The organism is Streptomyces syringium (assembly GCF_017876625.1).
In the GTDB taxonomy this organism is placed as follows: Bacteria; Actinomycetota; Actinomycetes; order Streptomycetales; family Streptomycetaceae; genus Streptomyces; species Streptomyces syringius.
This window is the reverse complement of sequence record NZ_JAGIOH010000001.1, coordinates 873,206-890,505: the sequence shown is the minus strand read 5'-3', so window position 1 is coordinate 890,505 and position 17,300 is coordinate 873,206. Positions and strand designations below refer to the sequence as shown.

Annotated in this window: 12 protein-coding genes; 6 read left to right on the top strand and 6 right to left on the bottom strand. The window is 73.6% G+C overall.

Annotation, left to right across the window (positions count from 1 at the left end; all coding sequences use genetic code 11):
• Positions 1-3: 3 nt before the first annotated feature.
• The 4 genes from JO379_RS04045 to JO379_RS04030 all read right to left on the bottom strand — a co-directional run bounded on the left by JO379_RS04045 (position 4) and on the right by JO379_RS04030 (position 3,953).
• Positions 4-906 (bottom strand): MBL fold metallo-hydrolase, encoded by a 903-nt coding sequence (locus tag JO379_RS04045; RefSeq protein WP_130880806.1) that lies wholly within the window; start codon positions 904-906, stop codon positions 4-6.
• A 184-nt stretch (positions 907-1,090) separates the two neighbouring features.
• Complete coding sequence (locus JO379_RS04040) at positions 1,091-2,629, bottom strand: serine/threonine-protein kinase (protein ID WP_209513923.1); 1,539 nt, start codon at positions 2,627-2,629, stop codon at positions 1,091-1,093.
• Positions 2,630-2,759: 130 nt separating this feature from the next.
• A complete protein-coding gene (locus JO379_RS04035) occupies positions 2,760-3,353 on the bottom strand; it encodes a DUF4865 family protein (RefSeq protein ID WP_209513921.1) in 594 nt (197 codons plus the stop codon).
• A gap of 39 nt (positions 3,354-3,392) precedes the next feature.
• Complete coding sequence (locus tag JO379_RS04030; protein ID WP_307841894.1) at positions 3,393-3,953, bottom strand: TetR/AcrR family transcriptional regulator; 561 nt, start codon at positions 3,951-3,953, stop codon at positions 3,393-3,395.
• Between the two features lie 146 nt (positions 3,954-4,099).
• Here JO379_RS04030 and JO379_RS04025 point away from each other — a divergent pair, with 146 nt between their 5' ends.
• Positions 4,100-4,576 carry a hypothetical protein gene (locus JO379_RS04025; RefSeq protein WP_209513917.1) on the top strand — a complete coding sequence of 159 codons (477 nt, stop codon included), beginning with the start codon at positions 4,100-4,102 and terminating at the stop codon, positions 4,574-4,576.
• 39 nt (positions 4,577-4,615) lie between these two features.
• Here JO379_RS04025 and JO379_RS04020 read toward each other — a convergent pair whose 3' ends face one another.
• The gene (locus JO379_RS04020; protein ID WP_209513914.1) at positions 4,616-5,395 is read right to left on the bottom strand and encodes a LysR family substrate-binding domain-containing protein; all 780 of its coding nucleotides are present in this window, start codon (positions 5,393-5,395) and stop codon (positions 4,616-4,618) included.
• Positions 5,396-5,453: 58 nt separating this feature from the next.
• Here JO379_RS04020 and JO379_RS04015 point away from each other — a divergent pair, with 58 nt between their 5' ends.
• Positions 5,454-5,837, top strand: a complete 384-nt coding sequence (locus JO379_RS04015) for a DUF5997 family protein (protein ID WP_130880811.1) — start codon at positions 5,454-5,456, stop codon at positions 5,835-5,837.
• A gap of 197 nt (positions 5,838-6,034) precedes the next feature.
• The gene (locus tag JO379_RS04010; protein WP_209513911.1) at positions 6,035-6,517 is read left to right on the top strand and encodes a hypothetical protein; all 483 of its coding nucleotides are present in this window, start codon (positions 6,035-6,037) and stop codon (positions 6,515-6,517) included.
• A gap of 39 nt (positions 6,518-6,556) precedes the next feature.
• On the opposite strand, the gene JO379_RS04005 is transcribed toward JO379_RS04010, so the two are convergent.
• Positions 6,557-6,997, bottom strand: coding sequence for a YchJ family protein (locus JO379_RS04005; RefSeq protein ID WP_209513910.1), 441 nt, complete (start codon positions 6,995-6,997; stop codon positions 6,557-6,559).
• Between the two features lie 447 nt (positions 6,998-7,444).
• Here JO379_RS04005 and JO379_RS04000 point away from each other — a divergent pair, with 447 nt between their 5' ends.
• The 3 genes from JO379_RS04000 to JO379_RS03990 are packed head-to-tail and all read left to right on the top strand — an operon-like array spanning position 7,445 to position 17,299.
• Positions 7,445-14,701, top strand: coding sequence for a non-ribosomal peptide synthetase (locus JO379_RS04000; protein ID WP_209513908.1), 7,257 nt, complete (start codon positions 7,445-7,447; stop codon positions 14,699-14,701).
• Positions 14,702-14,748: 47 nt separating this feature from the next.
• The gene (locus JO379_RS03995) at positions 14,749-16,308 is read left to right on the top strand and encodes an argininosuccinate lyase (RefSeq protein ID WP_307841892.1); all 1,560 of its coding nucleotides are present in this window, start codon (positions 14,749-14,751) and stop codon (positions 16,306-16,308) included.
• Positions 16,271-17,299 carry a GHMP family kinase ATP-binding protein gene (locus tag JO379_RS03990; RefSeq protein ID WP_245381371.1) on the top strand — a complete coding sequence of 343 codons (1,029 nt, stop codon included), beginning with the start codon at positions 16,271-16,273 and terminating at the stop codon, positions 17,297-17,299. The genes JO379_RS03995 and JO379_RS03990 overlap by 38 nt, the downstream gene beginning before the upstream one ends.
• The last annotated feature ends 1 nt before the right edge of the window (position 17,300 follow it).

Below are 17,300 nucleotides of genomic sequence, written 5' to 3'. Positions count from 1 at the left end.
CGTTCACCACCGGACGGCGGTGAAGTCGACGGGCCGGGGCCGCAGTGCCCGGGTGCGGACCGTCAGCCGTTCGAGCCGCCGGGACATCTCCGCCGCCGGGAGCCGCTTGCGGTCGCCGTGGCCCGGCAGCAGCCACTCGAAGCGCAGCCGGGCCGCGGTGCGCGACAGGGAAGCGGCCAACTCCTCGATGGAGTACCAGGTGACGCTTTCCGCCACCTCGATGTCCGCCGTCGTGCGTGACCAGTAGAGGCTGTCGCCGCTGAAGCAGTACCGCTCGTCCGCGACGTAGAGCACGCTGCCTCGGGTGTGCCCGGGCAGCGGATGGGCGATGACGCCCTCGGCGATCGCGGCCGGACCGGTGCCGCGCAGCACGCGGTCGGCGTCCGGCGCGGCGTCGAGGTCGCCTTCGTGGATCCATAACCGGGCCCCGAAACGGTCGGCGTAGCGACGCCCGTGCGCGACGTGGTCCCGGTGGGTGAGCAGGACGTCGGTGACCGGGCCCAGCGCCTCGTACCGCGCGGCCAGCGGCTCGCTCCAGCGGGGTGTGTCCACCATCATCCAGGTCCCCGAAGGGCGGTGCAGCAGATAGGAGTTGGCCCCGGCGGTGTGGTTGGAGTTGTGGCCGCACAGCAGGACCCCCTCGTCGAGGGCCATCGGGAACGGGTCCTGCGCCGGGTCCAGCCGGCCGGCAGTGCGGCGGATCGAGCGGGTGGGGCAGGCGTACGCGGCGGCGTGCAGCAGACCGGCCTCCGCCGCGTCACGCGGCTGGCGGAGGATCTCCGAGCGGCCGTCGACCTCGCCGATCAGCGTCGGGGCGAGCTGCCGGGCGACGTCGCAGTTCGTACAGCGGTCGTCCACGTACCAGCCGTCGTCGTCCTTGGGTGTCCCCGACGGTGCGTTGCCCATGGTGAGGCTCCTTTCCAGGCTTCCAGGCTTCCAGGCAGGTGCGGGCGGTTCACGGTTCGGCCGCCCGCACCCAGAGGTATCCCGGGCCGCGAGAGGAAAGGAAGGGGGAAGCGTTCTTGTGGTTTGCCGCCGGACCGCCTCTCTCCGCCATGAGGAGCGCGAAGGGAAATGTGCCGTTTGTGCCTTATCGGCGAGTGCAGCTGTTTATTGTCGTACCTGTTGTCGCGCCCGTCGCGGGAAGGCACAGCGCGTCCCGGTCGCCCGCGCTGTGGCTCACGTACCGGCCCACGCACGCGTTCCTGGTGGTACGGCCGCGCTCCGCGCACCAGTTGACCGCCTCCGCCCCATTGGCGAACGGCCCGGGGGCGTAGAAGACCCAGTAGCCGGGCTTGAGCGAGGCGTAGTCGTCGCTGCGCAGCATGACCGCCTCGGGGATGCTCGCGCGGACGGTCGCCAGCCGCCGGTCCCGGGTGGCGGTGCCGGTGGAGACGGGCTCGGAGTGGAGCTGGGCGATCCAGGTGCCCGCGGGCCCGGCCGGGGCCGGGCTCCCCGCGGCGGAGGCGCGCGGGGTGGGGCTCTTGCCGGCGGTGCCGGGCCTGCCGTCACCCGCCGTGCCGGGGGATGCCCCGGTGGCCGGCCCGTCGGCGGCGCGGGTCCCGTCGCCGCCGGGTTTGACGGCGAGATAGACGCCACCCGCCAGCAGCACCGCGGCGACGGCGGCGGCCACGACCGCCAAGGGGCCGCGCCGGGAGCGCGGTGCGCCGGGCGGCATGGGGCCGGTGGGCCCGGTGCTCCCGCCGGAGCCGTTGGTGACCGTCGGCAGGGAGTGCGGGGGCGTGGCCGGCGGGCGGGGCCCGTCCCACCGGGTCGGCGGATGGCCGGGGGCCGCTTCCGCCCGCGCCAGCAGCTCGTCCAGCCGGGCGCCGTCGGGCCGCGCGGCCGGGTCCCGTACCAGCAGGGCCGTCAGTACGGGTGCCAGCGGCCCGGACCGCACCGGCGGTGGCACCGGGTCGTCCAGGACGGCGGCCAGGGTGGCGAGCGTGGTGGCCCGGCGCAGCGGACTGATGCCCTCCACGGCCACGTACAGCAACATGCCCAGTGACCAGAAGTCGGAGGCCCAGGTCTCCTCGCCGCCCCGGATGCGCTCGGGGGCGATGTACTCGGGCGAGCCGATGAGATCGCCTGCCGCCGTGAGGGCGGTGGAGCCCTGGAGCGCGGCGATGCCGAAGTCGGTGAGGACCGCCCGGCCGTCCGCGCGCAGCAGGACGTTCGCCGGTTTCACATCGCGGTGGTGGATGCCGGCGGCGTGCGCGGCGCGCAGCGCGGAGAGCACCTCCCGGCCGACGCGGGCCGCCTCCTGCGGCGGCAGCGGGCCGTGGACGAGGCGGTCCTGCAGACTGTCGCCCGGCAGCAGTTCCATGACCAGCCAGGGGTGCGGATCCTGGGCCACGATGTGATGGATCGTCACCACGTGGGGGTGGGACAGCCGGGCGAGGGCCCGCGCCTCGCGCAGCACCCGTTCCCGCAGGACACGCGTCGCCTCGGAGCCCGGGGCCGCCGACCCCGGGTCCGGCGGTCGCACCTCCTTGAGCGCGACCTCGCGGTGCAGCGCCAGATCACGCGCCCGCCACACCGTCCCCATCCCGCCGCTGCCGAGCCGCTCCAGCAACGCGAAGCGCCCGTCGATGATCCGCCCGCTCTGCCCGCTCGCGCCCCCGGTCATGGCGCCAGGGTAAGGGCTGCGACCCACCGTGGACCCGCCGACCGCCGGGTAACTCCGGCCGGTGGAACAGCCCTTGGGGGAGGGCGGCGGTGGCCGGGGTGGTGCTGTGCCCGGTACGCCGTCCGTCCCCCTACCAGTGGCGGCCCGTCGGGATCGCCGCCAGGTGCGGCGACGACAGGTGCAGGACCTCGTAGCGCTCGGTGTCTTCCTGGGCCTCGGGGACGGCGTCCGCCCAGAGGGTGAAGCGCATCAGTTCCCAGTGGCGGGGGTCGAAGGCGAGGGCCGTGGTGTGGACGTCGGCACGGCGGGCCCGCGCGCGCAGTTCCGCCAGGGCGTCCTCGGCCAGGGCGGCCGGGTCGGCTCCGGCGGGCAGCGGGGTGACGCTGCGGGAGGCGGCCCGGGGCATGCCCGCGCGGGCCGGGCCCGCCTCGCAGGCGATGCCCGCCCACTGGCGGACGGCGGGGCGCCCGAAGTCGGCGATGATGCCCTGGAAGCCCCCGCGGCCGACGAGGAAGTGGCTCATCGCGCCGATGTCGTTCCACAGATAGAAGGGGGCGTACTGATGGACGGGGGAGCCGTCCACGCCGCGCTCGCGGATGACATAGGCCTTGAGCCCGAGACCCGGCCGGTCGTCGAGGGCGTGGCCGCGGGTCGCCACCCGCTCCCGGATGATCCCCATGTCGTAGTCGGCGGGCAGGGTGATCTCGTACTGCATGGCGTACATGAGGTGTTCCTCGGTTCGTCTGTCGTCTGCGGGTACCGGCTAGGGGAGTGCGGCCAGCAGGCCCAACGCGCCCCTGACGGCCCGGTCGTACGGCTCCGTGGACCCGGCCGCACGGGCGAGGACGTAACCGCCCTGGAGCACCGCGATGAGGGCCGAGGCCGTGTCTGCGGGGTCGGGGGCCGTGGCGGGTTCACCGCGCTCGCGGCCCTCCGCCAGGACCTCGGTGAGGCGGGTGCGCAGCCAGTCGAAGGTCTCCTCGACGGGCCCGCGCAGCACCGGGTCGGCGAGGACGTCCGGGTCCTGGGTGAGGCGTCCGATCGGGCAGCCCTTGAGGACGTCCCGCTCGCGCAGCAGATAGGCGGAGATCCGCTCGACGGCCGTACCGGGGGCGGAGAACTGCCGCTCCGCCTGCTCCCGCAGTTCGGCGGCGGTGCGGCGGATCGCGGCGAGCGCCAGATCCGGCTTGCCGCTGAAGTGGTGGTACATGCTGCCCTGCCCGGCGCCCGCGCGCTGCTGGATGGCCTTGGGGCTGGTGCCGACGTAGCCGCGCTCCCAGAGGAGTTCACGGGTGCTCTCGATCAGGCGTTCCGAAGTGCTCACAAGATCACTGTACATACCAGTAGGTACAAAGATCGAATGGCCGGGCCGGGATGAGCCCTACGGCCTAGCATGAATGCGTCACTCGCGTGGAAATCATCCGATACGTCGGCCAGGGTCGGTGCCGACCGTAGGAAGGGCGCGCACTCATGCCGGACACCTCCGCGTCAGGCCCGCAAGGCGCCCCCGGCTGGGGCGGACCGCCGGCGGCGGGGCATCCGCACCACGCGCCGCCCGGGCACCGCAGGCGCCGGAAGTGGCCGTGGGTCCTGCTGGTGCTGCTGCTGTTGATCGTCGGCGGGTGTGCCGTCCTGTTCGCCGTCGTCTCGAAGGAGTCCGACAAGACCGTCACGGTGAAATACGAGGTGACCGGCGACGCCAAGGACGTGACGATCGTCCACACCACCTGGAGCAGCGGAAACCGCTCCGAGAGCCTGCAGAAGGTGCCGACGCTGCCGTGGCGCAAGCAGATCGACACCAAGGGCTTCGCCAAGGGCGGTCTGCTCGCGGTCACCACCGGCCCCCGGGGCGGCTCGGTGACCTGCAGCGTCACCGTCGACGACGGCAGGCCGACCACCGCCACGGCGTCCGGCGCGGGGGCCACCGCCACGTGCGAGGGCTTCTGACCGCGCCGGCGTGCCCTGCGGGCCGCGGCGGGTCCGCGGCTACGACCGGCGGCGGGGCTTGCCGCGCTTGGCGCCCTTCGTGCCCTTGGCGCCGCCGGAACCACCGCGCGGGTTCTTGCCGGCCGACGTGCGGGCCGCGGGCTTGCGCCGGTCGCCGCCCGCCTCGGGGCGCTTGCGCTTCGGCTGCGCCGCCGGGGCCGGGGCCTGGGAGCGGCCCCGTGAGCTGTTGACGGTCCGCCCGCGGACGATGCCGATGAAGTCCTCGACCAGATCGGTGGTCCGATCCTCGGGCCACGACAGCGCGACGCGCGACTCGGGGGCGTCCGAGAGCGGCCGGTACGTGAGGTCCTTGCGGTGGTGCAGGCGGGCGAGCGACTGCGGGACGACGAGGAGTCCCACCCCGGCCGCCACCAGTTCGATGGCGTCCGCCGTCGTGGCGGGCCGCTCGAACGCCGGCTGCCCCGGCGGACGCTCCCAGCCGAGGGTGTCGTCGAGGGGGTGCAGCACGATCTCGTCGGCCAGGTCCTCGGCGGACACCTCCTCCACCGCCGCCACGACGTGGTCCTTGGGGATCACGACCACCGTGGTCTCGGTGTAGAGGGGGATCGCGCTGAGGTCCGTCCGGTCGACCGGCAGCCGGACGAAGCCCGCGTCGGCGCCGCCGCCCCGCAGCACGTCGAACGCTTCGGCGGGGGACACCGCGACGAGGGTCAGCGGGACGTCGGGCAACCGCTCGTTCCAGATCCGCACCCACTTGGTGGGCGTCACTCCCGGGACATACGCGAGCCGGAACGAAGGGGAAACATCCGAGCCTGTCACTCCGCCAGGTTACCGGTCGTGGTCAGAGGTAGCGCACACGCTCGATACTCTTGACACCATGACGTCGCACAAGACCACCCAGACCATGAAGCCCGCGACCGCGGCAAAGAAGCTGGGTGTGTACCTCGAGGCCACCCCCGCCGAGTTCCAGGAGGGTGTCGTCTCGCGCACCGAATTGAACGCCCTGCAGGCCGACCCGCCCGAGTGGCTGCAGGAACTGCGACGCAACGGCCCGCACCCCCGTCCGGTCGTCGCGGCGAAGCTGGGCGTCTCCATCGCGGGCCTCGCGCGCGGCGGGGTCACCGAAGCCCTCACCACGGAGCAGATCGAGGCGCTGAAGGACGCACAGCCCGAGTGGCTGCTGCGCGAGCGCGCCACCCAGGCCGAGGTCCGCAAGGAATCGGTGCGCATCAAGGAGAAGAACGCGGCGCGAGGCGAGTAACCCCGCCGACCGCCGCCCGGGCGGCGGTCGCCCCGCGGGACGGCGGCCCGCCGTCCCGCATGATCACCACTGTGCCCGGCCCCGGCCCCGGCGCGGGGCCGTCCCCCGGGGCGCGCTCGGCGATGCGCCTGTGCGCCGTAGAGGGGGCGCTCGCACAGCAGTACCTTCGGCTCCTGTGTCAGTGACGGACGGGGGCCGTGATGGGCGACGACAAACGCTGGCTGAAAGTCGGAGTCCCCGTCACCGGAGTGCTGCTCGCGGCGATCGGGCTGCTGTACGCCAGCGGCATCATCGCTCCCTTCGGGAAGACGGGGTACATCGAGCGAGCCGATGCCGCGTGCGCGAAGCACCGGCCGGCCCTCGCCGCGCTCGGCCCGTACCCGCGGAGCGCGGGACCGCCGGTGTTCTACGCCCACCTGCAGAGAGTGGCGGCCGTCATGCGGGCGGCGCACCGCGACTGGGGAAAGATCAAAGTGCCGCCGGGGATCGCGAGCTCCGTGCGCGACGCCTATGCCTCCACCGACACGGCGATCCGCCTGTATGAGCAATCGGTGGAGGAAGCGCGGCGGGGCGACTTCGCCAAGGCGGATGCCTACCTCCAGGACGCCAATAAACAGGGTCAGCTGGCGTTCACGAAGTCCCGTACGGCCGGGCTCAACGTCTGCCCCGCCGGCTTCTGACCCGCCCGCCCCGCCCGCCGTGCGGTGACCCGGCGGGATTCAGCGCGTACGGGCCGCGCCCGCCTCCGGCATCGGGCTCACATACACCCACTGGCCGTTGTCGCGGAGGAAGCGGCTGTTCTCGTGCTGGCTGTCCGCGTGCCCCCGCTCGCTGTAATGCGCGACGAATTCGACCGAGCCCTCGCTGTGGAAGGCACTGCCCCCCGTCGTGCCGAGGATCTCGAGCCCCGTCCACCGCTGGTCCGGGTCGAAGTCGAGGTCGGCCGGCCGGGTCGCCGGGTGCCAGGTACGCAGCAGATAGGCGGCGTCGTGGACGACGAAGGCGCTGTAGCGGGAGCGCATGAGCCGCTCCGGGGTGGGAGCCGTCGTCTCCCCGCGGTGGAAGCTGCCGCAGCAGTCGCGGTAGGTCGCTGCGCGCCCGCAGGGGCAGGGTGCTGAATCGGTGATCGCCGGCTGTCGGCGTGCGCTGTATCGGGCCACCCCACGATTGTGCCCGCTCCGCCGGGCGTCCCCGACCCGCGAGGGCGTCCCCTCCGGCGCCCCGCGGGTCGATTCCTTGCCGTGACAATCCTCCGGCGCCTTATAGCGGTTATTCCGTGATTTTAAAAGTCACGTGATCCAGGTACCGATTTCCGAAACTGTCAAGGGATTTCGGGAAAAATCTCGAACGGCTATTGACCGGTCCGTGAAACGCTCGCTACGTTGATCAAGGAACGAGGGGGACCCGACAGGAACTGGCGGCCCGGGCAGGCGTGATGGCCGTCCGGGCGGACCGCCGGCCTTGCCTGCGCAGCGTCTCCGTATTCATCGGGGTATTCACCCGAGTCGTGCTCCGAACAGCAATCAGCAGACGTGCGTGGAATAAAGAATTTCACGCTGTTCACTTGCGCTGCGCGTTGACCAGACACGCGGCCGGGGGAGTTTATCGTGGCCAGTGACGAGCGGACCGAACCCGCATTCAGCCCCACCGGAGACCCGGGCGCCGACGCCTTCCCGGCGTCCCGCGCCCAGCAGCGGATGTATTTCCTCCAGGAGCTGGAGGAGGGCAGGCCGACCTATCACATGCCCGTCTTCTACGCCCTCGACGGCCCGGTCGACGCCGAGGTGCTCGCCCGGTGCGCGCGGCGGCTGACGGACCGGCATGAGGCGCTGCGCACCAGGTTCGCGCTGCGCGACGGCGAACTGCTCCAGGTCATCGACGAGCGGGCGCGGTGGGAGTGGCGGACGGCCACGGCCCACGACGCCGACGACGTCACCCGCTGGCTGGAGGCCGAGCACCACCGGCCCTTCGACCTGCACCACGGGCCCTTGTTCCGCGCCGGGCTGCTGCACACCCCGCGAGGTGGTGCCGTGCTCGTCCTGAGCATGCACCACATCATCGCGGACGGCTGGTCGGTCGGCGTGCTGATGCGGGAGCTGCTCACCGACTACGCGGCGCACACCGGGGACCCGGCGGCCGCCGCCGCGCCCCCGCTGGAGGAGCCCGGCTACCAGTACGCCGACTATTCGGAGTGGCAGCAGGACTGGCTGGAGAGCGCCGCCGCCCGCCGTCAGCTCGACTACTGGGCGAGGCAGCTGGCCGGGGAACTGCCGTCCACCGCCCTGCCCAGGGACCACCGGTCCCCCGCCCAGGGACACCGGAACACCGACGCCACCGCCGCCGTCCATGAATTCCCGCTGTCCCCGGACGCCCTCGACGGGCTGCGGCGGCTCTGCCGCGAGAGCGGGAGCACCCTCTACTCCGGGCTGCTCGCGGTCTTCCAGGTGCTGATGAGCCGCTACACCGGGCTGGACGACGTCATCACCGGCACCCCCGTCGCCAACCGGAACCGCAAGGAGTTCGAGAACACCGTCGGGCTCTTCGTCAACACCGTGGTCATCCGGTCCGACCTCTCCGACGACCCCAGCTTCCGCGACCACCTGGGGCGCGTCCGGGACACCGTCCTGGACGCCCAGGACCACCAGGACCTGCCGTTCGAGCGGATCGTGGAGCACCTGGGCCCGGAGCGGACTGCCGACAACGCCGCCCTCTTCCACGTCATGTTCGGCTTCCACGACGAGGACGACATGACGGCCGGCCTGCCCGGCCCGCGCGCCCGCCTCGTCGACGGGCCCGCCGGGAGCGCCAAATTCGAGCTGACCTTCGACGTCGTCCGGACCGGAGAAGCGATCCGCTGCCGGCTGGAGTACCGCGCCGACCTGTTCGAGGCGGCCACCATCGAGCGGGTCGCCCGGCACTACGAGCGGCTGCTGGACGGGGCCACGGCCCGCCCGGAGCTGCCCGTTTCCGCGCTGCCCATGCTGTCGGAGGCGGAGCTGCGCGGCATCGTCCCCGAGCTGCCGCCGGGCGCCGGGGCGCCCGACCGCTGCGCCCACGAGATCTTCGCCGGGCACGCGGCCGCGACGCCGGACGCCGTCGCCCTCGTCCACGGCACCACCCGGGTCACCTACGGGGACCTCGACCGGCGCGCCAACCGGCTCGCCCACCGGCTGCGGGAGCAGGGCGTCGGCCCCGACACGCTCGTGGGGCTCTGTCTGCGGCGCTCGCCCGACCTGGTCGTCGGGCTGCTCGGCATCCTGAAGGCGGGCGGCGCGTATCTGCCGCTCGACCCCGACAACCCGCCCGAGCGGCTGCGGTACATCATCGGCGACGCCGGACTGACCCACCTGGTCGGCGCCACGGACACCGCTGACCTCTGGGGCGATCTGCCGCTGCGCGCCGTCGACCTGGACCGTGACGCCGCCGTGCTCGCCACCGAACCGGACACCGCCCCCGAGACCGGCGTCACCCCCGACCACCTCGCCTACGTCATCTACACCTCCGGCTCCACCGGCCGCCCCAAGGGCACCCTCGTCCCGCACCGCAACATCACCCGGCTGTTCTCCGCGACCGACCACTGGTTCGGCTTCGGTCCCGACGACGTCTGGACGCTGTTCCACTCGGTCGCCTTCGACTTCTCCGTCTGGGAGCTGTGGGGCGCGCTCGCCCACGGCGGGCGGCTCGTGGTGGTGCCGTACGGGACGAGCCGGTCCCCGGAGGAGTTCCACCGGCTGCTGCGCGCCGAGCGGGTGACCGTGCTCAACCAGACGCCGTCGGCCTTCTACCAACTGGCCCGCGTCGACGAGGCGCACACGGCGGCCGGGCGGCGGCCGGAGGACGGCGGGCTCGCCCTGCGCTACGTCGTCTTCGGCGGCGAGGCACTCGACGTCGGCGCCCTCGGTCCGTGGTTCGAGCGGCACCCGGACGACGCGCCGCGGCTGGTCAACATGTACGGCATCACGGAGACGACCGTCCACGTCACCTACCGGCCGCTGACCGCGCGCGACGCGCGGGAGGGCCGGGGCAGCGTCATCGGCGTCCCGATCCCGGATCTGCGGCTGCACCTGCTGGACCGGCGCGGGAATCCCGTACCGCCCGGCGCGGCGGGCGAGCTGTTCGTCGGCGGCGCGGGCCTGGCCCGCGGGTATCTGCGCCGGCCCGGGCTGACGGCCGAGCGCTTCCCCGCCGATGCCTTCGGCGACGGCCGCGGCCCGGTGGGCGAGCGGCTGTACCGGACCGGTGACCTCGCACGCCTCCTGCCCGACGGCGACCTCGAATACCTCGGCAGGATCGACGACCAGGTCAAGATCCGCGGCTTCCGGGTGGAGCTGGGCGAGGTCGAGGCGGCGATCGCCGCGCACCCGCTGGTCGACGCCGCGGTCGCGCTCGTCCGGCCCGACGCCTCCGGCGCCGACACCCTGGTGGGCTATCTGGCGGCTGCGGGCGGCGGCCCCACCGTCGAGGACCTGCGTGAGCACCTGGCGCAGCGCGTCCCCGCCTACATGATCCCCGGCGTGTTCGTCAGCCTGCCGGAGTTCCCGCTGACCGCCAACGGCAAGGTGGACCGCCGCAAGCTGCCCGCGCCCGGCGCCGGGACGGCCCTGTCGCACACCGCCTACGAGCCGCCCCGGGGCCCCGTCGAGACGGGCCTCGCCGAGATCTGGCAACAGGTCCTCGGCCGCGAGCGGGTCGGCGCCCACGACAACTACTTCTCCCTCGGCGGCGACTCGATCCGCAGCATCCAGGTCCTGGCCCACGCCCGTGCGCGGGGGCTGGACTTTGCGGTGAGCGACCTGATGCGCCATCAGACCGTCCGCGACCTCGCGCCCGTCGTCACGGCCACCGCGGGGGCGGCGAAGGAGGCGGCGTACGAGCCGTTCTCGCTGCTCGACCCGCGCGACCGGGCCGCGCTGCCGGACGGGCTGGAGGACGCCTACCCGATGACCCGGCTCCAGGCGGGCATGCTGTTCCACAGCGACCTGCCGGCCAACGGGACCGTCTACCACAACGTCGCGAGCTACCACATCCGCGCGCCCTACTCCGAGCGCGCCTGGCGCGGGACGATCGCCCTCCTCGCCCGGCGGCACGAGATGCTGCGCACCGCCTTCAACCTGCACGGCTTCAGTGAGCCCCTGCAACTGGTCCACGCCGGCGCGGCGCCGGAGATCACCTTCGAGGACCTGCGCGCCCTCGACGAGGAGGAGCGGCGCGCCGCGGTCACCGCCCGCTACGACGCGGAGCGGGCCCGTCCGCTGGACTGGGAGCGGGCGCCGCTCATGCGCTTCCACGTCCAGCGCCGGTCGGCCGACACCTTCCAGCTCTTCCTCACCGAGCACCACGCCGTCATGGACGGCTGGAGCGAACGGTCGCTGTTCACGGAGCTGAGCGAGACCTACCTCCGCCTCCTTGCCGACGAGAGCCCGTCGGCGCACGGGCCCCGCTCGCGGTTCGCCTCCTTCGTCGCCCTGGAGCGCGCCGCCGTCGCCGGCGACGAACAGCGCGCGTTCTGGACGGAGCAGATGGCGGGCATGGCCGTCACCCGGCTGCCCCGCCGGATCCCGGCGACGGGCCCGGCGGAGACGGCGAAGATGTCGTGGCACCTCGCACCCCTGCCGGACGGCCTCCACGACCGGCTGGCCGCGCTCGCCGCCGAACTCGGGGTGCCGCTGCGGGTCGTGCTGCTCGCCGCGCATCTGCGGGTCATGGGACTGCTGGGCGGCAGCGACGACGTCACGACCGGCGTGGTCTACAACGGCCGCACCGAGGAGAGCGACGGCGACAAGGTCGTCGGCGTCTTCCTCAACACCCTCCCCTTCCGTCTCACCCTCCCCGACGGCACCTGGCGCGACCTCGTCCGCGCGGTCGCCGCGCTGGACGTCCGCGTCCACGAGCACCGCCGCTTCCCGCTGGCGGAGATCGTGACGGCGACGGGCGGCGGCGCGCTCTTCGAGACGTTCTTCAACTACACCCACTTCCACGTCGAGCGGGACGCCCCGGACCCGGACGCCTTCGCCGTCCTGGAGGAGGACGGGGAGGCCGGCACCGACGTCGCGTTCGGCGCGGAGTTCTCCCGCACCCCGGACGGCGACCGGCTGGAACTCGGGCTGCGCTACGACGCGGCCCGCATCACCCCCGAGCAGATCGCGGACATCCACACCCACTACGCCACCGTGCTCACCCTGCTGGCCACCGATCCGGACGGCACCGGGCACGACGCCGACCTGCTGACCGAGGACGAACACCGGGCGTACGCACGGTGGAACGACACCCGCGTCGACTACGAGCAGCCCCACGTCCTGCACACCCTGATCGAGCGCCAGGCCCGGGCGACGCCCGATGCCCCGGCCGTACGGTTCGAGGGCACCGCACTGGACTACCGGCGGCTGGACGAGGCCGCCGACGGCCTCGCCCGCGCCCTGCGCGAGCGCGGCGCCCGCCCCGGGGCCTTCGTCGGAGTCCTGCTGGACCGATCGGCGGACCTGTCGGTCACCCTGCTGGCGATCCTCAAGTCCGGTGCGGCCTACGTCCCCCTGGACCCGGACCACCCCGAGCAGCGGGTGACGTCCCTGCTGGCCGAGGCCGGCATCGCGCTGGTCGTCACCGACGAGCGCTGGGAAGCGCCCCTGCGCGCCGCGGGCATCGACGCGATAGGGCCGCGGACGACAGCACGCCACGCGGACGACCCCGCCACCGTCGGCGCCGGCCCGGACGACCCCGCCTACATGATCTTCACCTCGGGCTCCACCGGAAAGCCCAAGGGCGTCGTCGTCTCCCACCGCGCCATCTGCAACCGGCTGCTGTGGATGCAGGACGCGTACGGGCTGCGCACCGGGGAGCGGGTCCTGCAGAAGACGCCCTACACCTTCGACGTGTCGGTGTGGGAGCTGTTCTGGCCCCTCATGACCGGCGCGACCCTGGTGCTCGCCCGCCCCGGCGGCCAGCGCGACCCCGCGTATCTCGCCGCGACCGTCCGGGCGGAACACATCACCACCGTGCACTTCGTCCCCTCCATGCTGAGCGTGTTCCTGGAGGACCCGGCCGCCGCGGACTGCACCGGGCTCACCCGCGTGGTGTGCAGCGGCGAGGCCCTCCCGTACGACGTGCAGAGCAGGTTCTTCGAGCGGCTGCCCGGGGTGGAGCTGCACAACCTCTACGGGCCGACGGAAGCCGCCGTCGACGTGACGTCCTGGCGCTGCCACGACGACGGCACGGGCGTCGTCCCCATCGGCCGCCCCATCGCCAACATGCGGGTCCACGTCCTCGACCGGCACCTGGCCGAGGTGCCCCTGGGCGTCACCGGCGAGCTGTACCTCGAAGGCGTCGGCCTGGCCCTGGGCTACCACGGGCAGCCGGAGCTGACGGCCGAGCGGTTCATCGAGCACACCGGCCGGGACGGGGTCGCACGCCGGCTCTACCGCACCGGCGACCTGGCCCGGCACCGGCCCGGCGGCGAGCTGGAGTACGCGGGCCGCACCGACCACCAGCTCAAGATCCGTGGCTTCCGGGTCGAACCCGGCGAGATCGAGGCCGTCCTCGCGGACGACGACGCGGTGCGCGAATGCGCCGTCCTGCCGCGCGGTGACCGCCTGGTCGGCTACGTGGTCGCGGCCGCCGGACACCGGCCGTCGGCCGCCGGCCTCGCCGAGGCCGCCCGGCGCCGCCTGCCCGAGTACATGGTCCCCGGCGCCTGGGTCCTCCTCGACGCGCTGCCGCTGACCGCCAACGGCAAGCTCGACCGGGCCGCGCTGCCCGCACCGGACGACACCGACGTGCGGGGCGGGCGCCCCGCGGCACCCCCGCGCGACGAGCTGGAGTCCCGGCTCCTGGGGATCTGGGAGCGGCTGCTGGAGAGCGGCCCCCTCGGCATCCACGACGACTTCTTCGCCGCCGGGGGCCACTCGATCGCCGCACTGCGGCTGATCACCCGGATCAACGAGGAGTTCGGCGAGCGCCTCGGCGTCGGGACCGTCCTGGAGAACGCGACCGTCGCCCAGCAGGCGGACCTGCTGCGCGACACCCACCGGGCGGCCCCCGACGAGGGCGTCGTCCGCATCCAGCGGGGCGGCGACCAGCCGCCGCTGTTCCTCCTCCACCCGATCGGCGGGCACGTCTTCTGCTACCGGACGCTCGCCACGGCCCTCGGCCCGGACCGGCCCGTGTACGGCCTGACCGCCCCCGGCCTCGCCGAGGGCGACGCGCCCGCCACGGCCCGTACGGTCGAGGAGCTGGCGGCCCGGCACCTTCAGGCCCTGCGCCGGGTGCGGCCCACCGGCCCGTACCACCTGGCGGGCTGGTCGTTCGGCGGACTCCTCGCCTTCGAGATGGCCGCCCGGCTGCGCGCGGACGGCGAGCAGGTCGCCACGCTCGCCCTGCTCGACACCGCCTACCCGCGGCCCGAAGCCCCCGAGAGGGACGCCGAGTTGCTGGAGTGGTTCTACGAGGACCTCGCGCGGGCGGCCGGCGCCGCCTTCGACGACGACTCCCGGGCCGCCCTGCGCGCCCTGCTGGCCACCGCCGGCGATTCCGGCACCCGCATCAAGGCCCTGGCCGAGCAGGTGGCCGAGGACCGGCTCGCCCCCGGCCTCGACGCCGACCGGCTGGCCCGCCACTACGAGGTGTTCCGCACCGGCGTCCGTGCCGCCGCGGCCTACCGCCCGCCCCACCTCGACGGCCCGGTGATCTTCCATCAGAGCGCGACCGGCGCCGGCCAGGACGCCGCCCGGCAGTGGGCCGGCCGGGTCCGGGGCACGTTCGACGTCCACGACACCGAGGCCGACCACTACGACCTCATGCGTCCCCCGCACATCACGGCGGTCGCCGCCACCCTCACCGCCCCCCTCGCCCCGGTCCCGACCGGCCGGTGAGCGCACTCCCCACCCGCAGACCTCTTCGCAACGGAACGGAAGACCACGTGAGAAGCGAACACACCGGCCCGCCGGCCGCGCTCAGCGGCCGGATCGGCAGCGGGCCGAGCGAGCTGCTGCACGACGAGGTGCTGGACCCCCAGTTCAGGTTCGAGTCCCGGCACCTGATGGGCCACTACGTCGCCATCGAGAAGGTGCTCGCGGCCGAGTACGCGCGGATGGGGCTCGTCACCACCGACGAGGCCCACGCCATCGCCACCCTGCTCGACGGAGTCGGCCCCGACACCCTCACCGCGCGCCCCGGCGCCAACATGTCGGACATCGCCTTCGCCCTCGAACGCCACGTCGAGGAGAGCCTGGCGAAGCCGGTGCCGCGCTGGCACGTCGACCGCAGCCGCAACGACCTCCAGTCGTGCGCCCAGCTGATGTTCGGCCGCGCCCGCCTCGCCCACTTCGCGGCGGCGCTCCTGGAATTCGGCACCGCCGCCCACCGGCTGGCGGAGTCGACCCGCGAGCTGCCCATGCCGGGGTACACCCACTTCCAGGCCGCGCAGATCATCACCCCCGGCTTCTACCTCGCCGCCGTCAGCGAGCAGGTCCTGCACACCCAGCGGCGGCTGCTGGCGACCTACGACGGCCTCGACGCCTGCCCGCTGGGCGCCGGAGCCATGGCCGGACAGGAACTCGCCTGGGACCGCGAGAGGATGGCCCGCCTCCTCGGCTTCGCCCGCCCCCAGCCCAGCGCCCTCACCTCGGTCGCCTCCCGGCGCTGGAGCACGGAGATCACCGCGGAGCTCAGCCTCCTCGGCGCCGCCCTCAGCCGCTTCACCACCGACCTGCTCACCTGGGGCAGCAGCGAGTACGGCTTCATCGAACTGCCCGACGAACTCTCCGGCATCTCCTCCGCCATGCCGCAGAAGAAGAACTACCCCGTCCTGGAACGCGTCCGCGGCCGCACCGCGCACCTCGCCGCCTTCCACATCGACGGCCTCCTCGGCCAGCGCAACACCCCCTTCTGCAACCTGGTGGAGGTCTCCAAGGAAGCCGGCACCCACCTGCTGAACGCCTTCGAATCGGCGCACGGCACGGTACGGCTGTTCACCGAGGTGCTGCGCCGGCTGACCTTCCGGGCCGACCGCATGCGCGAGGTGTGCGAGCGGGAATTCCTCGGCGGATTCAGCCTCGCCAACTCCCTCACCCTGGGCCGGGGTGTGCCGTGGCGCACCGCCCAGGTCGTCGCCGGCCGGTACATCGTGCTGGCCGCCGCCGCCGGGCTCGCCCCCGCCCCGGGCGACGCGGACCTGCTGCGCGAGGCCGCCGCCGAGAAGGGCATCACCCTCGAGGACCCCGCGGAGCTGCTCGCCGAGGCCTTCGACGTCCGGCGCGGGCTGGAGCGCATGGCGTCCGCCGGATCGGCCCACCCCGAGGCCGTGCGCGAACTGCTGCGCACGCAGCAGGGGGAGTACGACGGGCTGCGCGAGCAGTGGGCGCGGCGGTCGGCGGCCCTGCGGGCCGGGGCGGACGAGACGGACCGGGCGCTGGGCCGGGAAGCGGAGCGGGGTGAGAGCCATGTCGGTACCGATGGTGACGAGCGCGGACCACGCTGAACACGCCGGCGGCCCGGGCGCCCGGACCGGTGTCGGAAAGGCCTTCGGAACGTTCGGGGAACTGCTGCAAGGGGCCCTGCCCGAGCCGCGCGGCGAGTTCCTCGTCACCTTCCCGATAGCCCGCTGGGCCACCGCCGTCTTCCACCACGACCCGGACGCCGACGCGATCGTCGTGCGCCCGGCGCACAAGGGCAAGTCCCGCCGCGTCGCGGCCCAGGTCCTCGCCTCCCTCGGGGTGCGCGGCGGCGGGCTGCTGGACATCAGCGGCGAACTGCCGGAGGGCAAGGGCCTGGCGAGTTCGTCCGCCGACCTGGTGGCCACCGTACGGGCGGTCGGCGCGGCCTGGGACGTGACGTTCACCCCGGCCCAGACCGAGGCGTTCCTGCGGGGCATCGAACCCGCCGACGGCGTCATGTACGACGAGATCGTCGCCTTCCACCACCGCGACGTGCGGCTCGGCCACCGGCTGGGCGCGCTGCCCCCGCTCACGGTCGTCGCCCACGACGAGGGCGGCCAGGTCGACACCGTCACGCACAACCGCAAGGCCAAGGTGTTCGACGCCGAGGAACGCCGCGAGTACGCCGCCCTCCTCGACGTGCTGACCGACGCGGTCGCGACCCGCGACGTGCGCACCGTCGGCGCCGTCGCCACCCGCAGCGCCGAGATGAACGCCCGGCACCGGGCCCGCGGCGGATTCGAGGACCTGCGCCGCCTGTGCCACGACGTCGACGGCCTCGGTCTGGTCCTCGCGCACAGCGGCACCATGCTCGGCGTCCTCCTCGAAGCCGCCGACCCGGGGCTGGCCGGCAAGGCCGAGCACATCCGCGCCGGCTGCGCGCCGCTCGGCGGCGAGGTCTCCGTCCACCGCGCACTGGGCACCGGCGACCGCTGGACACCGGCGACACCGGCGACACCGCCCGCCGCCGCCCCTCCCCGTGCCCACCCCAGTGACCACCCGAGCGCCCGTCCGAGCCACGAGCTGGAGACCTGAG

Bases quoted from the DNA above. Each gene is read 5' to 3' on its own strand.
- JO379_RS04045 (WP_130880806.1), bottom strand. From the start codon at position 906: ATGGGCAACGCACCGTCGGGGACACCCAAGGACGACGACGGCTGGTAC.
- JO379_RS04040 (WP_209513923.1), bottom strand. From the start codon at position 2,629: ATGACCGGGGGCGCGAGCGGGCAGAGCGGGCGGATCATCGACGGGCGC.
- JO379_RS04015 (WP_130880811.1), top strand. From the start codon at position 5,454: ATGACGTCGCACAAGACCACCCAGACCATGAAGCCCGCGACCGCGGCA.
- JO379_RS03990 (WP_245381371.1), top strand. From the start codon at position 16,271: ATGTCGGTACCGATGGTGACGAGCGCGGACCACGCTGAACACGCCGGC.
- JO379_RS04025 (WP_209513917.1), top strand. From the start codon at position 4,100: ATGCCGGACACCTCCGCGTCAGGCCCGCAAGGCGCCCCCGGCTGGGGC.
- JO379_RS04035 (WP_209513921.1), bottom strand. From the start codon at position 3,353: ATGTACGCCATGCAGTACGAGATCACCCTGCCCGCCGACTACGACATG.